10 protein-coding genes, 4 tRNA genes and 3 rRNA genes are annotated in these 20,099 nt (G+C 64.9%); 1 reads left to right on the top strand and 16 read right to left on the bottom strand.

Annotated features, from left to right (window positions below):
* Window positions 1–12 precede the first annotated feature (12 nt).
* The 3 genes from I3V78_RS28615 to dnaK all read right to left on the bottom strand — a co-directional run bounded on the left by I3V78_RS28615 (window position 13) and on the right by dnaK (window position 6,928).
* Complete coding sequence (locus tag I3V78_RS28615) at window positions 13–2,307, bottom strand: vWA domain-containing protein (RefSeq protein ID WP_204492141.1); 2,295 nt, start codon at window positions 2,305–2,307, stop codon at window positions 13–15.
* Window positions 2,308–2,321: 14 nt separating this feature from the next.
* Entirely contained in the window at window positions 2,322–4,847 is a 2,526-nt protein-coding gene (locus I3V78_RS28620; protein ID WP_420840461.1) for an AAA family ATPase, read from the bottom strand.
* A 167-nt stretch (window positions 4,848–5,014) separates the two neighbouring features.
* The gene (gene dnaK / locus I3V78_RS28625) at window positions 5,015–6,928 is read right to left on the bottom strand and encodes a molecular chaperone DnaK (protein WP_204492145.1); all 1,914 of its coding nucleotides are present in this window, start codon (window positions 6,926–6,928) and stop codon (window positions 5,015–5,017) included.
* A 357-nt stretch (window positions 6,929–7,285) separates the two neighbouring features.
* Here dnaK and I3V78_RS28630 point away from each other — a divergent pair, with 357 nt between their 5' ends.
* A complete protein-coding gene (locus I3V78_RS28630) occupies window positions 7,286–8,374 on the top strand; it encodes a diacylglycerol/lipid kinase family protein (protein ID WP_204492148.1) in 1,089 nt (362 codons plus the stop codon).
* Window positions 8,375–8,444: 70 nt separating this feature from the next.
* Here I3V78_RS28630 and I3V78_RS28635 read toward each other — a convergent pair whose 3' ends face one another.
* The 13 genes from I3V78_RS28635 to I3V78_RS28695 all read right to left on the bottom strand — a co-directional run bounded on the left by I3V78_RS28635 (window position 8,445) and on the right by I3V78_RS28695 (window position 20,081).
* Window positions 8,445–9,203 (bottom strand): SAM-dependent methyltransferase, encoded by a 759-nt coding sequence (locus tag I3V78_RS28635; protein WP_204492151.1) that lies wholly within the window; start codon window positions 9,201–9,203, stop codon window positions 8,445–8,447.
* Window positions 9,204–9,284: 81 nt separating this feature from the next.
* Window positions 9,285–9,599, bottom strand: coding sequence for an HP0495 family protein (locus I3V78_RS28640; protein ID WP_204492153.1), 315 nt, complete (start codon window positions 9,597–9,599; stop codon window positions 9,285–9,287).
* Between the two features lie 27 nt (window positions 9,600–9,626).
* On the bottom strand, window positions 9,627–10,946 hold the full coding sequence (locus I3V78_RS28645; RefSeq protein ID WP_204492155.1) for a PhoH family protein: 1,320 nt from the start codon (window positions 10,944–10,946) through the stop codon (window positions 9,627–9,629).
* A 286-nt stretch (window positions 10,947–11,232) separates the two neighbouring features.
* The gene (greB, locus tag I3V78_RS28650; protein ID WP_204492157.1) at window positions 11,233–11,793 is read right to left on the bottom strand and encodes a transcription elongation factor GreB; all 561 of its coding nucleotides are present in this window, start codon (window positions 11,791–11,793) and stop codon (window positions 11,233–11,235) included.
* A 93-nt stretch (window positions 11,794–11,886) separates the two neighbouring features.
* Window positions 11,887–11,959: transfer RNA gene (locus tag I3V78_RS28655), tRNA-Glu, on the bottom strand.
* A gap of 5 nt (window positions 11,960–11,964) precedes the next feature.
* Window positions 11,965–12,037 (bottom strand) — tRNA-Lys (locus tag I3V78_RS28660).
* Window positions 12,038–12,238: 201 nt separating this feature from the next.
* A 5S ribosomal RNA gene (gene rrf / locus I3V78_RS28665) occupies window positions 12,239–12,355 on the bottom strand.
* A 178-nt stretch (window positions 12,356–12,533) separates the two neighbouring features.
* Window positions 12,534–15,500, bottom strand: a 23S ribosomal RNA gene (locus I3V78_RS28670).
* Window positions 15,501–15,751: 251 nt separating this feature from the next.
* Window positions 15,752–15,824 (bottom strand) — tRNA-Ala (locus tag I3V78_RS28675).
* Window positions 15,825–15,893: 69 nt separating this feature from the next.
* Window positions 15,894–15,970: transfer RNA gene (locus tag I3V78_RS28680), tRNA-Ile, on the bottom strand.
* Between the two features lie 181 nt (window positions 15,971–16,151).
* Window positions 16,152–17,687 (bottom strand): 16S ribosomal RNA (locus I3V78_RS28685).
* Together the 16S, 23S and 5S rRNA genes with 4 tRNA genes alongside form the textbook arrangement of a ribosomal RNA operon.
* A gap of 886 nt (window positions 17,688–18,573) precedes the next feature.
* Window positions 18,574–19,206 carry a guanylate kinase gene (gmk, locus tag I3V78_RS28690; RefSeq protein WP_204492159.1) on the bottom strand — a complete coding sequence of 211 codons (633 nt, stop codon included), beginning with the start codon at window positions 19,204–19,206 and terminating at the stop codon, window positions 18,574–18,576.
* Window positions 19,203–20,081, bottom strand: coding sequence for a YicC/YloC family endoribonuclease (locus tag I3V78_RS28695; protein ID WP_204492161.1), 879 nt, complete (start codon window positions 20,079–20,081; stop codon window positions 19,203–19,205). Before I3V78_RS28695 ends, gmk begins: the two co-directional genes overlap by 4 nt.
* Between the last annotated feature and the right edge of the window lie 18 nt (window positions 20,082–20,099).

Raw genomic sequence — 20,099 nt, forward strand, 5'->3', positions numbered from 1 at the left:
CGGGAAGCGAGCCTAGCCGAACGGGCGGCACAGCAGGCGCACCCGCGTGACGAGCGGATGCAACTCCGGCCCCCGGGTGGCGAGCGCGGCGAGGTAGCGCGCCGGGGAGATCTGGTACACCTCGAGCAGGTGGTGCAAGAGCCCGAGGCTCTCGGTGGCGCGGCGGTCCGCGGGCGCCAGCGCGGCGGCCTCCACGAGGGCATCGAGGATGTCCGCCACGCGACGGGCCACCTCGGGGCCGGGGGCGTCCGGGGTGTCCGGGCCCGACAGGCGCGAGGGCTCGGGGAAGAGCGCGTCGAACGAGGCCTCGGCGACCAGGGCCGTGGAGGGCGCCGCGCGTCCGGTGGCGAGGGCCTCCAGCGCGGCCAGGTGGGGCGCGAGGGCGTCGATGGCCTGGGGCGTGACGGGCACGTCGCGCGGCAGGAGGGTGCGCCAGGGGCTGTCGAACGCGGTGCGCGCCCACTGGATCTCCCGATCGGACAGGTGGTGGTAGAAGGCGCGGCCACCGCGGGCGCGCTGCTCCTCGACGAGCGCCTTGAGGTCCGGGTTCTCCTCGCCGAGCGACACGAAGCTCAGCGCGATGTCGAGCGAGTCCATGGGCGCGCGGGTGCGCCGGATGAGCTCCATGTCCACGCGGTCCTCGCCGTCGGTGATGAGCACCACGGTGGCGCGCGCCAGGTAGGGATCGCGACCGCGCGCGGCGCGGATGGAGTCGAAGGCGGACATGAGCGCGAGGGAGATGTCCGTCTGGCCCTCGGCGGGCGAGTGGTGGAAGAGCTTCTCGATCTGCCGGGTGGCCTGCAGGACGGTGTCCACGCGGGACAGCTCCGTGGGCGTGTCGTTGAAGAAGGAGAAGTAGAGCGGATCGAAGGGTTTGCCCTGGCGGACCTTGACGCGCAGGTTGTTGAGCTCGGCGATGATGAGGGCATCGCGGAAGCGCGCGCGGGGGCCATGCATGGAGCCCGAGGCATCACAGACGTAGACGCGCACGGCGGTGCGCTTCTTCTTCTGGCGCTCGGGAGGGGGCTCGTCCTCCAGGTAGGCCCGGACCAGCTGCCGGTGGGCGGCCAGGTCGTAGACGAGCATGCGCGGGTCGGCGATGACGAAGTTGTGCACGTCGTGCAGGCCGCCCGTGCGCTCGAACGTCATGTTCTGCGTGGGGTATGGCACCTGCCGGGGCACGGGGCGCACCTTGCGCGTGTTCACCTCGATGATCTCGTCCGAGAGCACGTCCTCCACGTCGAAGTAGCGGGCACACCCGGCCGCCAGCTCGAAGGCGGCGCGCTGCTCGGGCCGCAAGGTGAAGGCCAGGTCCGCGAGCAGCTCATCGGGCGAGGTCGCCTCCCGCTGAGGGGCGGCATCGCTCGGGGCGGGCGGCGTGTCCTCTCCGAACCAGTGCCGCAGCTCCTCGCGCTCGGAGGACTCCACCAGGGCGCGCAGGGCGTCCCGGGACGGGAGCAAGGGGGTCAGGGCCGCGCGGGCCGCCGCGGCGAGCTCGGGCTGCCGGGCCTCCAGGGCGCGGTCATAGAGCCCCTTGAGCGAGCGCCAGGCGAGGTGGGGCTCGCGCACGGCGGACTGACGGACCTGGGCGACGAGCGCCTCCAGGGAGCGGGTCGCGGGGACTTCCCGCACGCGCTCGCGGGCCTGGGCCACCTCGTGGCGCAGCGCCACGCCCCGCTCGCGGTCATGCTCCATGCCGATGCGCAGCAGCAGCTCGTGGGCCACATCCAGGTCCCTGCGCTTTTGCACCACGTCGTCCACGGTGGTGCGCGCGCGCTGGGCGAAGAACTCGGCCACGGCCATGCGGGCCCGGCCCGGCACGCCCTGCGCGTCTCCCGCCGTCGTGGAGCGGGGAAAGAGCACCTGGGCCTCCGCGGGCGTCTCGGGCGAGGGGGACACGAACAGATCCGCCACCCGCAGCACCCGGGACAGTTGCAGGAAGCCCCGCTCCAGGGCCGTCCGCGCCCCCGGGGGCGTGCGGCCCACGCGGTGCATCTTCTCCACGGCCTCGAGCGCGCGCTCGAACTCCACCAGGGCCTCGTCCGCGCGCGCGCCCAGCCCCGTGGCCAGCTCCCCTACCCGGCCCTTCTTCACGCCCAGGTCGAACAACAGCCGGGCGTCCGCCAGGGTGTGCACGCCCACGCGCTCCAGGGCCCGGTCGAGCGCCGTGAGGGTGGGCAGCGAGAGGTCCGCCTCGGAGGGAGCCGTGACGCCCTTCCACCAGCCCCGCAGCCCCTCGGCCGGGGACACCGGGGCCTGGAGCGCGTCCAACCGCCCCCGCAGGCGGGAGAGCCGAGTGCCGAGCACGGGTCAGCGCCCCCTCACAACGAGGCCCGCCGCTCCAGCAACTGCTTGCTGAAGTTCGTGAAGTCCTCGTTGATGCCGCGCAGCACCCCCTCCAGCTTGCGCGCGCTCTCGCCCGGCTCGCCCGGCACCGCCATCAGCACGCCGAGCACGCCCTTGAGGCGCACCAACTCCCCCTCCTTGAGGGTGAGCATGGGGAAGCGACTGCGCACCAGACGATCGAAGATGTGATCCGCCGAGGCCCGGTTCTGCGCGGTCTGGGGCGCGGGCAAGGCGGTGAGCAGCTGGGTGAGCCAGCTGCGCAGGAACTTGAGCCGCGTCTGCACGAAGGCCAGGTCCACCCGGGCCACGGCCTCGCGCACGGCCTCGGACAGGAAGAACGTCGCGGAGGGCGCGCGGGCGAAGGCGAGCTGTCCCTCCAGGCCCAGCAGCGCGGAGAACTCGCCATCCCGCGCCTGCTGGGAGAAGTCACCGCGGTAGAAGTGATAGGCCTCGCCGCTGATGGCCGCCTGGGGCGCCGGGGGAACGCTCGCCAGCTCCCGGCCCACGTTGCGCACGTAGTCGCGCACGCGGGTTTCCAGGACCTCCCGGCACTCGACGAACACGGGCTCGGGCGTCAGGCCCTCGCGCCGCAGGTTCTCCGCCACCGACAGCACCGTGCGCGAGAGCTGATCGATGCGCTCGAAGGGCACGGTGCCCAGCACGCTCCGGGCGTAGTCGAAGCCGAGCGGCTGCAGCAGCTGCTGCTTGAGCCCCCGCTGCGAGGGATCCAGGCGGCACAGGGCCTGTTCGATCTGCGCGAGCCGACGCGAGTCCGCCGAGAGCGCGTCGAGCGGATCCCGCCGGGAACGGGTGCCCGGGAAGACACTGGCCACGCGCTGGCGCAGGACGGTCACGGCGCGCTGGCGCGCCTCGGCCTCATCGCGGCGCAGCTGCGAGGCCAGGACGACATGGCTCTCCGCCATCAGGGCCAGCAGCTCCTCCACCTGGGCGAGCTCCTCGGCGAGGCCGTTGGCGGCACCGAGCAGCCCATCGGCGGAGACCGCCTCGTCGAACGACAGGCTCTCGGCGTTGAGCGCCATCAGCTCGAGTGACTGCACGAGGAAGCGGCTCGTGGCCTCGATCAGGGTGGGCCGCAGGGAGCCCAGCTCCGGCACCAGGCCGCTCAGGCGCGTGACCTCCACGAGCGCGGTGAACATGGGCAGGCCGAGGCGTGACTCGGTCCCCTCGATGGGCCCCCGCGTGAGCCGCTGCCCCACGCTCGCGAGCAGGCCCCGCGCGGCGCCCAGGAGCAGCTCCCGGTTGTCCGCATGGCGGGGGCCCGGCACGAGCTTGACGCGCAACTGCTGGGCGCTCGTGGTCACCAGTCCGGGCTGGAAGCCACGCGTGAGCGCCTCCACCTTCTTGAGCTCCTCGGCCGCGCCCAGGGTCGCCGCCTCGCGCTCCGGACCCGAGCCCAGCTCGGCGCGCACCTTGGCCAGCGCCGCGTCGAAGGCCTCCTGCTCGATGCGGACGATCTCCAACTGGGCCCGCTCCCGGGGATCCACCGCCACCTTGAGCAGGGCCTCGGACTCCTCGGCGGGCGGCCCTCCGAGCAGGAAGAACCAGCGCAGCGCGTCCAGGTCCTCCACGGTGGCCTCCAGGGGCCGCTCCGGGTGGCGGTAGAGCTGGTCGCGCACCACCGCGGCCTTGAGGGCCCAGAGCGCCTTCACCACCGAGCGCTGGGAGAAGTACTTGGTGGGGACGTAGTCGGGCAGCTTGGACACCTGGGCCGTGAGCGCGCGCTCGAGCTCGTCGGTGAGTAGCTCGATGGCCTCGAGCAGGACGCTGGACACGACCACCCGCTCCACGGCGGCCTGGAGCACGTCGAGCTGTTGCAGGGACAGCTGCGCGCGCAGGTCCGGACGCAGCCCGTGGGCGGAGCGCTGCAACATGGCGGCGCGGCTGGCCGAGCGCGCGAAGGACTTGGGCACGAAGGAGATGAAGCTCAGGCGGTCGGCGAAGGCGAGCAGGAGCTCGGGCGAGCGCGCGAGGACCTCGGAGAGGTAGCGGTTGCTCGTCATGATGGCGCACTCGATGCGGCCGCTCGTCACCCGGCGCCCGTGCTTGAGCTCGCGCTCGTGCAGCACGTTGAGCACGGAGCGCAGGAGCATGTCGCGCCCGTCGAACACCTCGTCGAGGAAGGCATGGGTGGCCCCCAGCATGCCGTCCTCGGTGAGGAACTCGGTGCGGCCCGTCTCGGTGAGGACCTTGAAGTCCACCGGCCCGATGAGATCGGTCTGCACCGTGGACTCGGCGATCTGCTTGGCGAAGAGCGAGGGTTGACCGGTCTTCTCGTCCAGGATGCGGCCGAGCACCGCCGAGGCGATGGCGCTCTTGGCGGTACCGGGCGGGCCCACCACCAGCACGTGCTCACGGCACAGCAGCGCCAGCTCGATCTGCGTGAACAGCGTCTCCCGCTCCAGGTAGACCTCGCGCAGCTCCTGGAAGAAATGACGGAAGGCCTGGGCGGCCTGGGGCTGGGCGTTGGCGGGAGGGTGGATCACCCCCCCATCGTATCCGCCCCCGGACATTCAGTTGAAGCGCCCTGGACCCGGGTCCCGCAAACGCGCGAGGGCCGGAGACGCCCCAGGGGGAGTCACCGGCCCTCGGCTCCCCTCCCGGGGAGCACGCGCCGCCTCCCCCCCGAGGGGAGCGAGGCGGCGGTTCATCACGACTGGCGGAACTCGGCGTCCACCACGTCGTCCTTGGGCTTGGCGGAGCTGCCCGGAGCCGCGCCCTCGGCGCCCGGAGGCGGCGTGGCGCCCTCGGCGCCCGGCGCGCCGCCGGTGGCCTTGTACATCTCCTCGGCGATCTTGTAGCTGGCCTGCTGCAGCGCATCCAGGGCGCTCTTGATGGCGTCCTTGTTGTCGCCCTCGCGCACGTCGTTGACGCCCTTGATGGCGGCCTCGAGCGTGGTCACGGCCTCGGCGGGGAGCTTCTCGCGGTTCTCCTTCACCATCTTCTCGGCCGCGTACACCTGGGACTCGGCCTGGTTCTTGATCTCGATGAGCTCGCGGCGGGCCTTGTCGGCCGTCTCGTTCTCCTTGGCGGCGCGCACCATCTTCTCCACCTCGTCCTTGGCCAGGCCCGAGGAGTGGCTGATGGTGACCTTCTGCTCCTTGCCCGTCGCCTTGTCCTTGGCGTTGACGTTGAGGATGCCGTTGGCGTCGATGTCGAACGTCACCTCGATCTGCGGCACGCCGCGGGGCGCCGGGGGCATGCCCGTCAGGTGGAAGCGGCCGAGGCTGCGGTTGTCGCCCGCCATCTCGCGCTCACCCTGCAGCACGTGGATCTCCACCTGGGTCTGCCCGTCGGCCGCGGTGGAGAAGGTCTCCGACTTGCGGGTGGGGATGGTGGTGTTGCGCTCGATGAGCTTGGTCATCACGCCACCGAGGGTCTCCACGCCCAGCGACAGCGGGGTCACGTCCAGCAGGAGGATGTCCTTGACCTCACCGGAGAGCACGCCGGCCTGCACCGCCGCGCCCACGGCCACGACCTCGTCCGGGTTCACGGAGCGGTTGGGCTCCTTGCCGAACAGCCGCTTGACGGCCTCCTGGACCATGGGGATGCGCGTGGAGCCGCCCACGAGCACCACCTCGTGCAGCTCCTTCACGTCCAGGCCCGAGTCCTTGAGGCACTTGCGGCACGGCTCGAGCGAGCGCTCGACCAGGTCGTTGATCATCGCCTCGAACTTGGCGCGCGACAGGCGCACGTTGAGGTGCTTGGGACCGGAGGCATCGGCCGTGAGGAACGGCAGGTTGATCTCGGTGTCCATGGTGCTGGACAGCTCGATCTTCGCCTTCTCGGCGGCCTCCTTGAGGCGCTGCAGCACCATCTTGTCCTTGGAGACGTCGATGCCGTTGTCCTTCTTGAACTCGGCGATGAGCCAGTTCATGAGGGTCAGGTCGATGTTGTCGCCGCCCAGGTGCGTGTCGCCGTTGGTGGCGAGCACCTCGACCACGTTCTCGCCCACCTCGAGGATGGACACGTCGAAGGTGCCGCCGCCGAAGTCGTAGACGGCGATCTTCTCGTCCTTCTTCTTGTCCATGCCGTAGGCGAGCGCCGCGGCGGTGGGCTCGTTCACGATGCGGCGCACGGTGAGGCCGGCGATCTCACCGGCGTCCTTGGTGGCCTGGCGCTGGGCGTCGTTGAAGTAGGCCGGCACGGTGATGACCGCCTCGGTCACCTTCTCGCCCAGGTAGTTCTCGGCGGCGCGCTTGAGCTTGAGCAGCACCTGCGCGGAGATCTCCGGCGCGCTGTAGGTCTTGCCGTCCAGCTCCACGCGCGCGTCGCCGTGGGGGCCGCGCACGACCTTGTAGGGGACGAGCTTGGCCTCCTCGGCGGTCTCCTCGAACCGCCGGCCCATGAAGCGCTTGATGGAGTAGATGGTGCGCTCGGGGTTGGTGATGGCCTGCCGCTTGGCCACCTGCCCCACGAGCCGCTCGCCGTCCTTGGCGAAGGCGACGACGGACGGGGTGGTGCGCGCCCCTTCCTCGTTGGTGAGGACCTTGGGCTCGCGACCCTCCATGATCGCCACCACGCTGTTGGTGGTGCCCAGGTCGATTCCAATGATCTTGCCCACGGTGTGTAACCTCCCGAAATAGTTGCGGAAAATCACGCGAGGACATCGCGTGGCTCCCATGTACGACCAACGTAACCACCTCCCAGGGGGTGTCAAACCAGGAGATGACGGGTGACGAACGGGTCACGGGCACGGAGCAGGTGCGTAAACCCTTCGCCACCGCCGCCACCCGTCGGTAGCAACCGGCCGGGCGGAGGGTCCGGAGCCCCCCCTACCAACCCGCTGATATCCCTAGGAGGATAGGGGGGTAACGCCGTGCGTCAGCCGTTGGCTGGAAAAGTGCACGGTGTGACAGATGCGTCCCCCCGGTGGTTCGGGGGGCTTCCGACTCTTCATTTTTCTGGAGGCCGTCTCCCCATGATGATCCAGCCCCTGCGAGCCCTGGATGCGCGCCCGAACGTGGCCCCCCTGGGTGCTCCCGAGCACGAGGTCGCGGTGTTGTTGAACGCGAACGCCCGTCGGGTGGATGCACAGGTGGTGAAGTCCTTGTCGCACGTGGTGCCGGAGAAGGATTTGTTCCTGTCGCGCTCGGAGCTGGACTGCCGGCGCATCGTGAGCACGGTGCTCGAGCGCGACTACCCGGTGGTGTTCACGGGGGGTGGAGACGGGACCTTCCTGGGGTTCGTGAACGAGGTGTACCGGCAGTTGGAGACGCGCCGGTTCGCGGGCAAGCGGCCCCCGCGCTTCGGGGTGCTGAAGCTGGGCACGGGCAACGGCCTGGCCACGTTCGTGAACGCCGGACAGGGTGTGGCGGGCCACGTGCGGGACGTGATGAGCGCGCGCGAGGGCAAGGTGTCGGGCCAGCGGCGCATGGACCTGCTCCTGGTGGACGGCAAGCGCACGCCCTTCGCGGGGCTGGGCGTGGATGGCAAGCTGCTCAACGACTACGTCTGGGTGAAGAGCAACCTGGGCCGGGGCGTTCTCAAGCGGGTGATGTCGGGGCCGGGCGGGTATTTCTCGGCGGTGGCCTTCAAGACGGTGCCGCACTACCTCTCCCACTCGACCTGGGTGGAGTGCGAGATCACCAACGGGCGGGCGGGCGAGGCCTGGCGGGTGGGCCCGGACGGCGAGCCCGTCGGCGCGCCGATCGCACCGGGGCAGACCCTGTTCAAGGGCCCTTTGATGATGGCGGCGGCGGCGACGATGCCCTTCTACGGGTACGGCTTCCGGATGTTCCCCTTCGCGGGGGAGCGTCGCGGGATGATGCAACTGCGGCTGGGCCAGCTGCGCGCCCCCAGCATCCTGGCGAACCTGCCCCGGCTCTGGGAGGGGCGCTGGTTCCCGGAGGGGTTGCTCGACTTCCACGCGCGGGAAGTCCACATCCGCTTCGCCACCCCCATGCCCTTCCAGGTGGGTGGAGACGCGGCGGGATACCGCGAAGAGGTGACGTTGAGCGTGGCGCCCGAGCCGGTGGAGATGCTGGACTTCCGCACCACCCGGCAGTGAGTCGGGCCGGCCGGGGCCGTGGCCTCGCGGCGACGCCCCGGCGCGCGAGGCGGACGCGAACGGGCCTGGGCTAGCCGCGGTTGCGGGCGGGAGGAGGCTTCTCTCCCGGTTCCCGGCGGCGGCCCACGGCGAAGGCGTAGCTGGCGGTCGCCTTGCCACTCTCCCGGTGGAGCGCCATTTCCTCACGCAGCCAGGTCGCGAGCTCGGCGGGAACCTGGAGCAGGTGCGGCTCGAGCTCCCGGTAGAGCGCATCCAACTCGGCGTCCTGGAGCGACTCGACCGCTTCGGGCTCGAAGCCCGCCTGGGACAGGTGCAGGAGCAGTTCCCGGGGCAGGAGCAAGGGCGCGCCCAGACGCCGTTCCCAGAACTCGAGGACCGCGCGAGGCGTCACCCGGCCCACGCGAACCGGATAGGTCACGCCCAGCCGTCCGTGACGGGACAGCAGGGGTCGCAGGGTGCTCAGCGCGTCGGGCAAGGACATCAGGACCCGGCCCTGGCACAGGATGGCGTCGAACTCGCCTTCACGGAACGCGGGGCGGCTCAGGTCCACGCGGCGGACCTCGACCCGGCCGTCCAGGCCGAGAGAACGAACACGGGCACGCAGCAGGGACAACACCGACTCATCGGAGTCCGCGACCACGACCGAGCAGCCAAACTCCTGGGCGAGCACCACGCCGCCCATCTCGGAGGGTCCGCATCCAAGGTCGAGGACGCGTCCGCCTTCCTCCAACTGAGCGACGCGAGCGAAGCGCCGGGTCGCGGCTTCGGAGCCGAAAGGACGCCGAGCGTCACCAGGGAAGTAGAGCGGAAAGGGCTCGGCCGGGCTCATGACACGCCCCTTGTACACCGGTGGGCCGCAATCGCCAATTCCCCTGCCCTCCAAGCAAATGCCCGGAGGCGGAGCCCATCCTCAAAGGTAGTAGACGATCCGAGGCTCTTGCCGGAGCCGCTCGTAGATGGAGCGGCGATGTTCTTCGGACAAGAGGTAGACGGCGACGGTCAAGGACACGTAGGTCCCCTTGCTGCTGGGTTGCTCCTGGATGGAGTCCGGGGAGATCTCCGTGCCCATGAGTCCTCGGAACAGGTTCCGGACGTAATCCATGAAGTCGGGAGCCTGCCGTCCCATCACCTTGAAGGTGTAGACCGTGGGGTACTCGATGAGTGGCTTCTTGTCCTGCTCGGCGGCTTTTTGAGCAGGACCCTCTCCCTGGCCGTTTCCCGTCATGACGGTCCCCTTGGATGGCGCGGTGCGCTAGAGCAGATTGGCGGCGAGCTCGGCCAGGGCACTGCGCTCTCCCTTGGCCATGGTGATGTGCCCCGCGATCTTCTCGTTCTTGAAGCGGTTCACCGTGTGGACGAGCCCGTTGCTGGTGGCGTCCACATAGGGGTTGTCTATCTGGAAGGGGTCGCCGGTGAGAATGATTTTCGTGTTGTCGCCCACGCGCGTGATGATGGTTTTGACCTCGTGGGGCGTGAGGTTCTGGGCCTCGTCGATGATGATGTACTGATTGGGGATACTGCGTCCCCGGATGTAGGTAAGGGCCTCGATCTCCATCAGACCCAGGTCGACGAGTTCGTGGTAGCCGCGGCCGGCCTTCTTGTCGGCGCGACTGAGGTTCATGAGGAACTCCACGTTGTCGAAGATCGGCTGCATCCAGGGGTTCATCTTCTCTTCGAGCGTGCCGGGCAGATAGCCGATGTCCCGGCCGAGGGGAAACACGGGTCGGCTGACGAGCAGCTTCTGGTAGATGGCTTCTTCGGTCACCTTGTGGAGCCCTGCGGCGATGGCCAGGAGGGTTTTGCCCGTTCCGGCCTTGCCCACGATGGTGACGAGTTTGATCTCGTCATTCACGAGCAGGTCCAGCGCGAAGCTCTGCTCCATGTTCCGAGGACGGACGCCCCAGGTGCCTTCCTTGATACCCCGATGAAGCGGGACCACACGCCCACGGGCGGCGTTGAATCGCCCCATGGCGGCATGGGAGGGATTCGTCTCGTCCTTGAGCAGGATGAACTGATGGGGAGCCAGGGACTCTTGATCGGAGAGCTCCACCTCGGCGCCGGGCTTGTACATCTGGTCCACGAGTTCCCGGGAAACGAGACGCTCGGTGAAGCCGGTGTACAACTCGGTGATCTCGACACGCTCGGCGTCATAGTCCTCGGCGATGAGGCCCAGCGCGTCCGCGCGGATACGCAGGTTGGTATCCTTGGTGATGAAAACGGCGGGCGATTGGGGCTCACGCTCCATCAAGTCGATGGCCACCGACAGGATGCGGTTGTCCATCAAGTTGCTGTCCGCCATGGACGGCAGCGCAGACCGTTCGGTGAAGCACACCCGAAGGATGCCGCCATGTGGCAGGCGAACTCCCTCCTTCAATGAACCCTCTTCCCGGAAAGCGTCGAGGTAGCGCGCCACCAATCTCGCGTTGCGCCCGAGTTCGGAGAGATCGCGTTTGAACTGATCGATCTCCTCGATGACGTAGATGGGAATGATGACGTTGTGTTCTCGAAACCCGTAGATGGAGCGCGGGTCATGGAGGAGAACGTTGGTGTCGAGGATGAAGTTCTTTCGCATCGTGTGGAGCGCGACCTCGAAGTGGGTGCGACCGCATGAATCGACCGTGCGACGGGACTTCGGCTGCGAAGTGAACCCGGGTGGGCCACGAGTTCGAATATAGGGCGCACCTTCTCGGCAGGAAGTCCGCGGATCGCATTTCGCGCATCTACGGCAGGGGTTAGAGGTCGATAGCGACGGGAGTCGCCAGCCGCATGGATCCGGGGCGCACTGGACAAGGAGACGAACTCCCCAATGGGTGCTTCTCGCTGTTCGATGAAGGACGACGGGAGGGGCCGGTCGTGGCTCAGAGGTACTGGATGAGCACGACCGTGTACTCGGCTTCACCCCGCGGGCGAATCACCTCGACCGAATCACCCACCTGCTTGCGCAACAACGCGCGCGCCAGGGGCGACTCAATGCTGATCCGCCCCCCGGAGGCGTCGATCTCATCCGAACCCACGATCTGATAGCGCACGATGCCCCCGTCCTCATCCTCGAGCGTCACGGTCGCGCCGAAGAAGATCCGAGAGGAGTCCGTCTGCTCTGAAGGCGCGACGATGGTCGCGGTGTCCAGGCGCTTCTGCAGAAAGCGCAAGCGTCGGTCGATCTCCCGCAGACGTTTCTTTCCGTAGATGTACTCGGCATTCTCCGAACGATCTCCCTGGGCCGCTGCGGCGGACACTTCCGCAGTCACCTTGGGTCTTTCTTCGTTCAGAAGAAGCAACAACTCCCTATGCATGCGTTCGGCCCCAACTCGCGTGAGATAGCGGCGCGGACTGGAGGCCGGCTCCAGTTCCTCGTCATCCGCAGCCACGGTCGCGTCCGTGTCCGCATCCATGGGGTTGGAGGGCTTGTCGTGACGCATGTGTCCGAGAATCCCCTTGCCGAGCTCCTTGGGTCGGAAAAAATCGAAGCCGGAGACACCTGGGTGACCAGGCGTCTCCGGCTTCGACCTTCATGTCCCCGACGGGATTCGAACCCGTGTTACCGGCTTGAAAGGCCAGCGTCCTGGGCCTCTAGACGACGGGGACAACTGTGAGTCGCGGGGGGCTCGAACCCCCGACCCTCGGCTTAAAAGGCCGGTGCTCTACCAACTGAGCTAGCGACTCGCACTACTTTTCTTGAGGAGCATGTTCGAAACCCACGCTTCTCGAGAACCGAGGGCGCTCTCTACCAGCACTTGCCTTTGAGTTCTACTGCCGATCCTGCGATGGCCGACTGACCAACACATGCGTCGTGCCAACGGTCAAAAGGAGAAGGCCCCGAGCGTCCACGGTGAAGTGGAGGCTCGGGGCCTTCAAGAGAAAAAAATCCGGCAGCGACCTACTCTCCCGCGCGGTTTCCCGCGGAGTACCATCGGCTCTGGAGGGCTTAACTTCCGTGTTCGGGATGGGAACGGGTGGGACCCCTCCGACATTGCCACCGGAAAACTGGTGTACGTCTCAAGTCCATACGAAGGGTAGGGAAATCAACTTCCGGCTGCGAAGTTCGCAAGTGCCGCTTTCCGGGCCCGGCGCTTCCCTCTCGGGAGCTGCTCGGGGCCTCGAACCTGGCCTCGACTCGTCGGACACCTCCCGGTTACCGGGGGCTCCTGAGAGATTGAGGTAAAGTAAGCCTCTCGACCAATTAGTACCGGTTAGCTCAACGTGTTACCACGCTTACACACCCGGCCTATCAACGTCGTCGTCTTCGACGGGTCTTCTGGGGCTTGCGCCCGGGATACCTGTTCTTGAGGTCGGTTTCCCGCTTAGATGCTTTCAGCGGTTATCCAATCGACACATGGCTACCCAGCGATGCCTCTGGCGAGACAACTGGTACACCAGCGGTGTCTCCAACCCGGTCCTCTCGTACTAAGGTCAGAGCCTCTCAAGTATCCTACGCCCACAGCAGATAGGGACCAAACTGTCTCACGACGTTTTGAACCCAGCTCGCGTACCGCTTTAATTGGCGAACAGCCAAACCCTTGGGACCTGCTCCAGCCCCAGGATGCGATGAGCCGACATCGAGGTGCCAAACCTCCCCGTCGATGTGAACTCTTGGGGGAGATAAGCCTGTTATCCCCGGAGTACCTTTTATCCGTTGAGCGATGGCCCTTCCATTCAGGACCACCGGATCACTATGACCTGCTTTCGCACCTGCTCGACGTGTCCGTCTCGCAGTCAAGCTCCCTTATGCCATTGCACTCGCCGCCCGGTTTCCAATCGGGCTGAGGGAACCATCGCGCGCCTCCGTTACGTTTTGGGAGGCGACCGCCCCAGTCAAACTACCCACCAGACAGTGTTCCAACTCCCGATGAGGGAGCATGGTTAGACACCAGAATCCGACAGGGTGGTATTTCACCGTTGCCTCCACCGAACCTAGCGGCCCGGCTTCAAAGGCTCCCACCTATCCTACACAGTCGAACCCTAGTGTCACTGTCAAGTTGTAGTAAAGGTTCACGGGGTCTTTCCGTCTTGCTGCGGGTAAACTGCATCGGCACAGCTATTTCAATTTCGCTGAGTCCCTCTCCGAGACAGCGCGGAAGTCGTTACTCCATTCGTGCAGGTCGGAACTTACCCGACAAGGAATTTCGCTACCTTAGGACCGTTATAGTTACGGCCGCCGTTTACTGGGGCTTCGGATCATCGCTTCACCTTGCGGCTGACGAATCCCCTTAACCTTCCAGCACCGGGCAGGAGTCAGACCCTATACGTCGGCTTCTTGCCTTCGCAGAGTCCTGTGTTTTTGGTAAACAGTCGCTACCGCCATTTCTCTGCAACCCCTCTGGGCTTCGGCTGTACGCCTACACCTACCAGGGGCCCACCTTCTTCCGAAGTTACGGTGGAAATTTGCCTAGTTCCTTGGAGGAGAGTTCTCTCAAGCGCCTTAGGATTTTCTCCTCACCCACCTGTGTCGGTTTGCGGTACGGACACCCTGTAGACTCCCCGCGGAACTTTTCTTGGAAGCCGAGCATCAGCGACTTGCCCCGTGAGGGGGGCCATGGGGTCTCGGGGATAGCTGCCGCGCCTTTATTCGTACGCGACACCCCTACGCCTTTGGACTGACACAACCACCGGTCAGCTCGCCTAGCTTTCTCCGTCCTTCCTCGGTTCAACGTCTACAAGATGGCGCAGGAATATTAACCTGCTTGCCATCACCTACGCCTTTCGGCCTCGGCTTAGGTCCCGGCTAACCCTGGGAAGATTAACTTGACCCAGGAAACCTTGGGTTTACGGCGAGGGGGTTTCCCACCCCCTTTATCGCTACTCATTTCGGCATCAGCACTCGCAACCGCTCCACCAGCCCTTACGGTCTAGCTTCTCCGCTGTTGCAACGCTCCCCTACCACTGCATGCGCCTGACGCATGCAATCCGAAGCTTCGGCGCTAGTCTTGAGCCCCGTTACATTTTCGGCGCGGCCTGTCTCGACCAGTGAGCTATTACGCTTTCTTTAAAGGATGGCTGCTTCTAAGCCAACCTCCTGGTTGTCAATGACCTGCCACATCCTTTCTAGTGTTCACTTAGACTAGACTTGGGGGCCTTAGCTGTCGGTCTGGGTTATTCCCCTCTTGCCAATGGACGTTATCACCCACTGACTGCTTCCCGAGATAACAAGTACTGGCATTCGGAGTTTGGTACGGTTTGGTAATCTGGTGAGACCCCTAGCCGTTCCAGTGCTCTACCTCCAGTATTGAATTCCTCGAGACGATACCTAAATATCTTTCGGGGAGAACCAGCTATCACGGAGTTTGATTGGCCTTTCACCCCTACACACAGCTCATCCCAGAAATTTTCAACTTTCATGAGTTCGGTCCTCCATGAGGTGTTACCCTCACTTCAACCTGGCCATGTGTAGATCACCCCGCTTCGGGTTATAATGCACGCAACTCTGTCGCCCGTTTCGGACTCGCTTTCGCTCCGGCTCCACCTATCGGCTTAGCCTCGCTACGTACATTAAGTCGCCGAATCATGATGCAAAAGGTACGCCCTCGCACTGGGTTGCCCCGTAGTGCTCGGACTGCTTGTAGACATGCGGTTTCAGGTTCTTTTCATTCCCCTCACCGGGGTTCTTTTCACCTTTCCCTCGCGGTACTAGTTCACTATCGGTCGCCAAGGAGTATTTAGCCTTACCGGATGGTCCCGGCAGATTCAGGCAGGATTGCACGTGTCCCGCCCTACTTGGGTAACCCGCTCAGCCTCCGTCCGTTTTCGCGTACGCGACTCTCACGCTCTCTGGTTCACCTTTCCAGGTGATTCCGCTAACAGACAAAGGTCCTACCGCGGACCCGCAACCCCGATGCCACTTGCGTGACACCGGTTTAGGCTCCTCCCATTTCGCTCGCCGCTACTCTGGGAATCACTCGTTGTTTTCTTCTCCTCAGGGTACTGAGATGTTTCACTTCCCCTGGTTCGCTCCTTCGGCCCTATGTATTCAGGCCGAGGTAACGAGGCTTTCACCTCGCTGGGTTTCCCCATTCGGACATCTCCGGCTCAACGTTCGGTTGGCAACTCCCCGGAGCTTTTCGCAGCCACCCACGTCCTTCATCGCCTCTTGGCACCTAGGCATCCACCGCACGCCCTTAGTAGCTTACTTACCTGAATCCCTCAAAAGCCCGCCTCCCGGCGGCACCCAACAACTCGAGTCCAGGTCCCAGGCCCCGACTCTTCGTCGCGGACCCGGAAAACTTACACTTGCTTGAGTGCATGAGCTTCCGGCCCACCCACTGCTCTCGCAGTCGACGGCCTTCCACTTCATGCTGAACTTCTCAGCAGAAATTGATTTCTACCCTTCGTATGCACTTGTCAAAGAACGCTTCCGACGTGTTTCTTCATCGGACAACCGTGTGGAGCTGGACGGGATCGAACCGACGACTTCTAGCTTGCAAAGCTAGCGCTCTCCCAACTGAGCTACAGCCCCAAACCTTCGTCGTAGGTATCCACTTGCCGGCCTTCCTCGCGTCTCCCAGTGCAACCCCTCTCGGGGGACTGGTGGGCCTAGGTGGACTTGAACCACCGACCTCGCGCTTATCAGGCGCGCGCTCTAGCCAGCTGAGCTATAGGCCCAGTGGATTTCCCTCACAGCGTCCAATTCTTTCAAAGAACCGAGCCTCAGCTCGGCCTCTCAAAACCAGACAGCAAGCCCTCGACAGTATTGCAGAAACGTTGACCTGGTCGACCTCGGCCACCGAAGTGGCTGGTACACCCTGTGGCGCCGAAGCGCTCACCGTGTACCCGGTCTCCTTAGAAAGGAGGTGATCCAGCCGCAGGTTCCCCTACGGCTACCTTGTTACGACTTCACCCCAGTTACCGACCACTCCTTGGGCACCTCTTGGTGAGATGACTTCTGGAGCAATCGACTCCCATGGTGTGACGGGCGGTGTGTACAAGGCCCGGGAACGTATTCACCGCAGCGTGCTGATCTGCGATTACTAGCGATTCCGCCTTCATGGAGTCGAGTTGCAGACTCCAATCTGAACTGAGACCGGTTTTATGCGATTAGCTCCCTCTCGCGAGTTGGCAACGCTTTGTACCGGCCATTGTAGCACGTGTGTAGCCCTGGTCATAAAGGCCATGAGGACTTGACGTCATCCCCACCTTCCTCCGGTTTAACACCGGCAGTCCCTCTAGAGATCCACTTGCGTGGCAACTAAAGGCGAGGGTTGCGCTCGTTGCGGGACTTAACCCAACATCTCACGACACGAGCTGACGACAGCCATGCAGCACCTGTCTCTCGGCTCCCTTGCGGGCACCGCCTCATCTCTGAGGCATTCCGAGGATGTCAAGACCAGGTAAGGTTCTGCGCGTTGCGTCGAATTAAACCACATGCTCCACCGCTTGTGCGGGCCCCCGTCAATTCCTTTGAGTTTTAGTCTTGCGACCGTACTTCCCAGGCGGAGAACTTAATGCGTTAGCTACGGCACCGCGGGGGTCAACACCCACGACACCTAGTTCTCATCGTTTACGGCGTGGACTACCAGGGTATCTAATCCTGTTTGCTACCCACGCTTTCGCGTCTCAGCGTCAGTCACCGTCCAGGTGGCCGCCTTCGCCACCGGTGTTCCTCCCCATATCTACGAATTTCACCTCTACTTGGGGAATTCCGCCACCCTCTCCGGCACTCAAGCTCTGCAGTTTCGAACGCACTTCCTCGGTTGAGCCGAGGGCTTTCACATCCGACTTGCAAAGCCGCCTACACGCGCTTTACGCCCAATAATTCCGAACAACGCTTGCACCCTCTGTATTACCGCGGCTGCTGGCACAGAGTTAGCCGGTGCTTCTTCTCCCGGTACCGTCAAGCCCTTGAGTGTTAGCCAAGGGGTTTTCGTCCCGGTCGAAAGTGCTTTACAATCCAAAGACCTTCATCACACACGCGGCGTTGCTGCGTCAGGCTTTCGCCCATTGCGCAAAATTCCCCACTGCTGCCTCCCGTAGGAGTCTGGACCGTGTCTCAGTTCCAGTGTGGCTGATCGTCCTCTCAGACCAGCTACCCGTCGTTGCCTTGGTGGGCCATTACCCCGCCAACTAGCTGATGGGCCGCGGGCTCATCCAGATGTGATAGCTTGTATACAGAGGCCACCTTTTCCCTCGAGAGCCGAAGCTCCTGGGGGCTTATCCGGTATTAGCCAATCTTTCGACTGGTTATCCCAGACATCCGGGCAGATTACCCACGTGTTACGCACCCGTGCGCCGCTCTACTAGGATTGCTCCATTCGCGCTCGACTTGCATGTGTTAGGCACGCCGCCAGCGTTCGTTCTGAGCCAGGATCAAACTCTCCAATTGAATTTGAAGTGTCGAACCGGCTGAGCCAGGTCCCGGCTAAGGGGTTTCCTGACCTTCGCTGTTCTACGGGCACCCGGCCAATCGACTCCCGCCGACTCGCTTCAGGTGCCCGGGACTACAAGAATTGACTGCGGTTTCCGCAATCTGTCTTCTTTGGGCTTGCTATCTGGTTTTCAAAGACCGAACCGCTTGTCGCGGACCCTGCGCTGTGCTACCGTCGGCTTCACCGTGTCGGTGCCGCCCACCGTGCTGCGCGGGCTGCCTTCTTTACTTCCGAACCGGCTCGACTGTCAAGTCGCCGTTGCGACTTCGTCTTCACCGCTTCGCTTCGTTCCGAACTCCGCTCTCGCGGCTTTCTTTCCGAAGGGGCGCGGAACCTACTGCCGTTCCGCCTTCCCTGTCAACTCGCTTCGTCGACTCGTTTCTTCTCGCTGCCCGGCGCACTGTCGCTTTCGCGACTTCTTCCGGTTCAGCGGGAGGCGGCTTCTACCACCACCGCGTTTCGAGTCAACTTCGTTCGCTGACTGCTTATTTCGTCTGGGTCCTGCTCGTCCGGAGGTCCCCGTCGCCAGTGCGACTTCGTCCTTCCCGTCCGTGGGGCGCGGCTTCTAGCCCGCCGCCCTCCCGAGTGTCAACCGCCAGTTTCGGCGACATCCACCCGGTTTTCTACTCGCCCTGCCACTAGCAGCGCCCCCTTCCCGAAGTGTCGACTGCCGAACACCCGGCCGGGAGGGCAACCCTTATCTCCCAAGCGTTCGGGCGGCGCAAGCTCTTTTCCTCCCGCTTGCTTTCGCGACCGCTTCCGTTTCATCCCCAAGCGTCACGCTCCGACGCCTTTGGTGCTGCACCTGATGTCTCCAGCGAGTTCACGCCAGAGACAGCGCCCTCAGCCTCCGACCTTCTCCAGTCCGAGCCGGGACAGGTCCACTCGACCTCGTCGGCAGAGTTCCGCGACAACCACGGAGCGCAAATCGCGGTAAGCACGGTCGAAGTCGTCATTCACGATGATGTAGTCGTACGACGCCGCACCTCGCTCGATCTCCGAGCGGGCCGCCAACATCCGTCGACGAATCGTGTCCTCCGCGTCGGTCCCCCGCTCCCGGAGACGCCGCTCCAGTTCCTCCAATGACGGAGGCAGCACGAACACGCGCACCGTGTCGGGATGCTTGCGCTTGATCGCTAGCCCACCCTGTACATCGATGTCGAAGATCGCGATCCCCTTCTTCGTCCGCGCCTCGTCCACCACCGCTTGTGAACTGCCGTAGAAATGGCCGTGAACCTCGGCCCACTCCACGAACTCACCCCGCTCGATGCGCTCCTGGAAGGCAGCGACGTCCACGTAGTGATAGTCGACCCCATTCTGCTCGCGGCCTCGGGGCTGCCGCGTCGTCACACTGATGGAGAAGATGGCGTCGGGCAGTTCAGCCAACAGCCGCCGAGCCAAGGTCGTCTTTCCCGTCCCCGAAGGAGCCGAGAGGACAAGCAAGAGACCGGGTTGGAGGAGAGAGGACTCGTTCATTCGACGTTCTGCACCTGTTCGCGGATTCGCTCGACTTCAACCTTCATCGACACCACTCGCGCGGAGATCTCCGCGTGCTGGCTCTTCGAGCCCGTGGTGTTCACCTCCCGGTGCATCTCCTGCACCAGGAAGTCCATGCGCCGACCCGCGGGCTCTCCCGCGGTCATGAGCTGGCGGAACTGCTCCAGGTGACTCGCCAACCGGGTCATCTCCTCAGCGATGTCGGTGCGCTCCGCGAACACCGCCACCTCCTGCGCCAGGCGTTGCTCGTCCACCTGAAGGCCCCGGGACAGCTCCGCGATCCGGTCGGCCAGACGCTGGCGGTAGTCCTCCACCGAGCGGGGCGCCAGCTGCGCCACCTCCCGACTCCACTTCTCGATGAGGCCCAACCGCGCATCCAGGTCCGCGTGGATGGCCTCACCCTCGACCCGGCGCATCTGCTCCAGGGCTCCGAGCGCCTGAGCCAACGCGGTGGGCACGGCACTCGACGCGGACTCCACGTCCATGCCGCGCTCCTCGAGCCGCATCACCCCTGGCTGATTGGCCACCTGCGCCCACGAGACCTCGGCCATCATGCCCAGGGCCTCCCCCACCTCCCGCATGGCCCGGGCGTACTCCCGCGCCAGGCCCACATCCACCACGGGCACCGTTCCCGCCGCCGTCGCCGTCTGCCGCTTGATGAAGACCTCCACCGCCCCGCGGGCGAGTCGATCCTTCACCTGCTTCAGCAGCGCCGCTTCCAGCCCCGCCAGTTCCCTCGGCAGTCGCGCCTTCACTTCACAGAACTTGTGGTTGAGCGAGCGCACCTCGACGGAGAACTCTTCGTCCCCGACGCGTGCACGTCCCGCCCCGAATCCGGTCATGCTCTTCAACATTGGCGGCTAGCTAGGCCC

Origin of the sequence: Archangium primigenium (assembly GCF_016904885.1) — a bacterium.
Taxonomy (GTDB): domain Bacteria; phylum Myxococcota; class Myxococcia; order Myxococcales; family Myxococcaceae; genus Cystobacter; species Cystobacter primigenius.

Bases quoted from the DNA above. Each gene is read 5' to 3' on its own strand.
- I3V78_RS28630 (WP_204492148.1), top strand. From the start codon at position 7,286: ATGATGATCCAGCCCCTGCGAGCCCTGGATGCGCGCCCGAACGTGGCC.
- greB (WP_204492157.1), bottom strand. From the start codon at position 11,793: ATGCGTCACGACAAGCCCTCCAACCCCATGGATGCGGACACGGACGCG.
- I3V78_RS28640 (WP_204492153.1), bottom strand. From the start codon at position 9,599: ATGACGGGAAACGGCCAGGGAGAGGGTCCTGCTCAAAAAGCCGCCGAG.
- I3V78_RS28635 (WP_204492151.1), bottom strand. From the start codon at position 9,203: ATGAGCCCGGCCGAGCCCTTTCCGCTCTACTTCCCTGGTGACGCTCGG.
- I3V78_RS28695 (WP_204492161.1), bottom strand. From the start codon at position 20,081: ATGTTGAAGAGCATGACCGGATTCGGGGCGGGACGTGCACGCGTCGGG.
- I3V78_RS28645 (WP_204492155.1), bottom strand. From the start codon at position 10,946: ATGCGAAAGAACTTCATCCTCGACACCAACGTTCTCCTCCATGACCCG.
- gmk (WP_204492159.1), bottom strand. From the start codon at position 19,206: ATGAACGAGTCCTCTCTCCTCCAACCCGGTCTCTTGCTTGTCCTCTCG.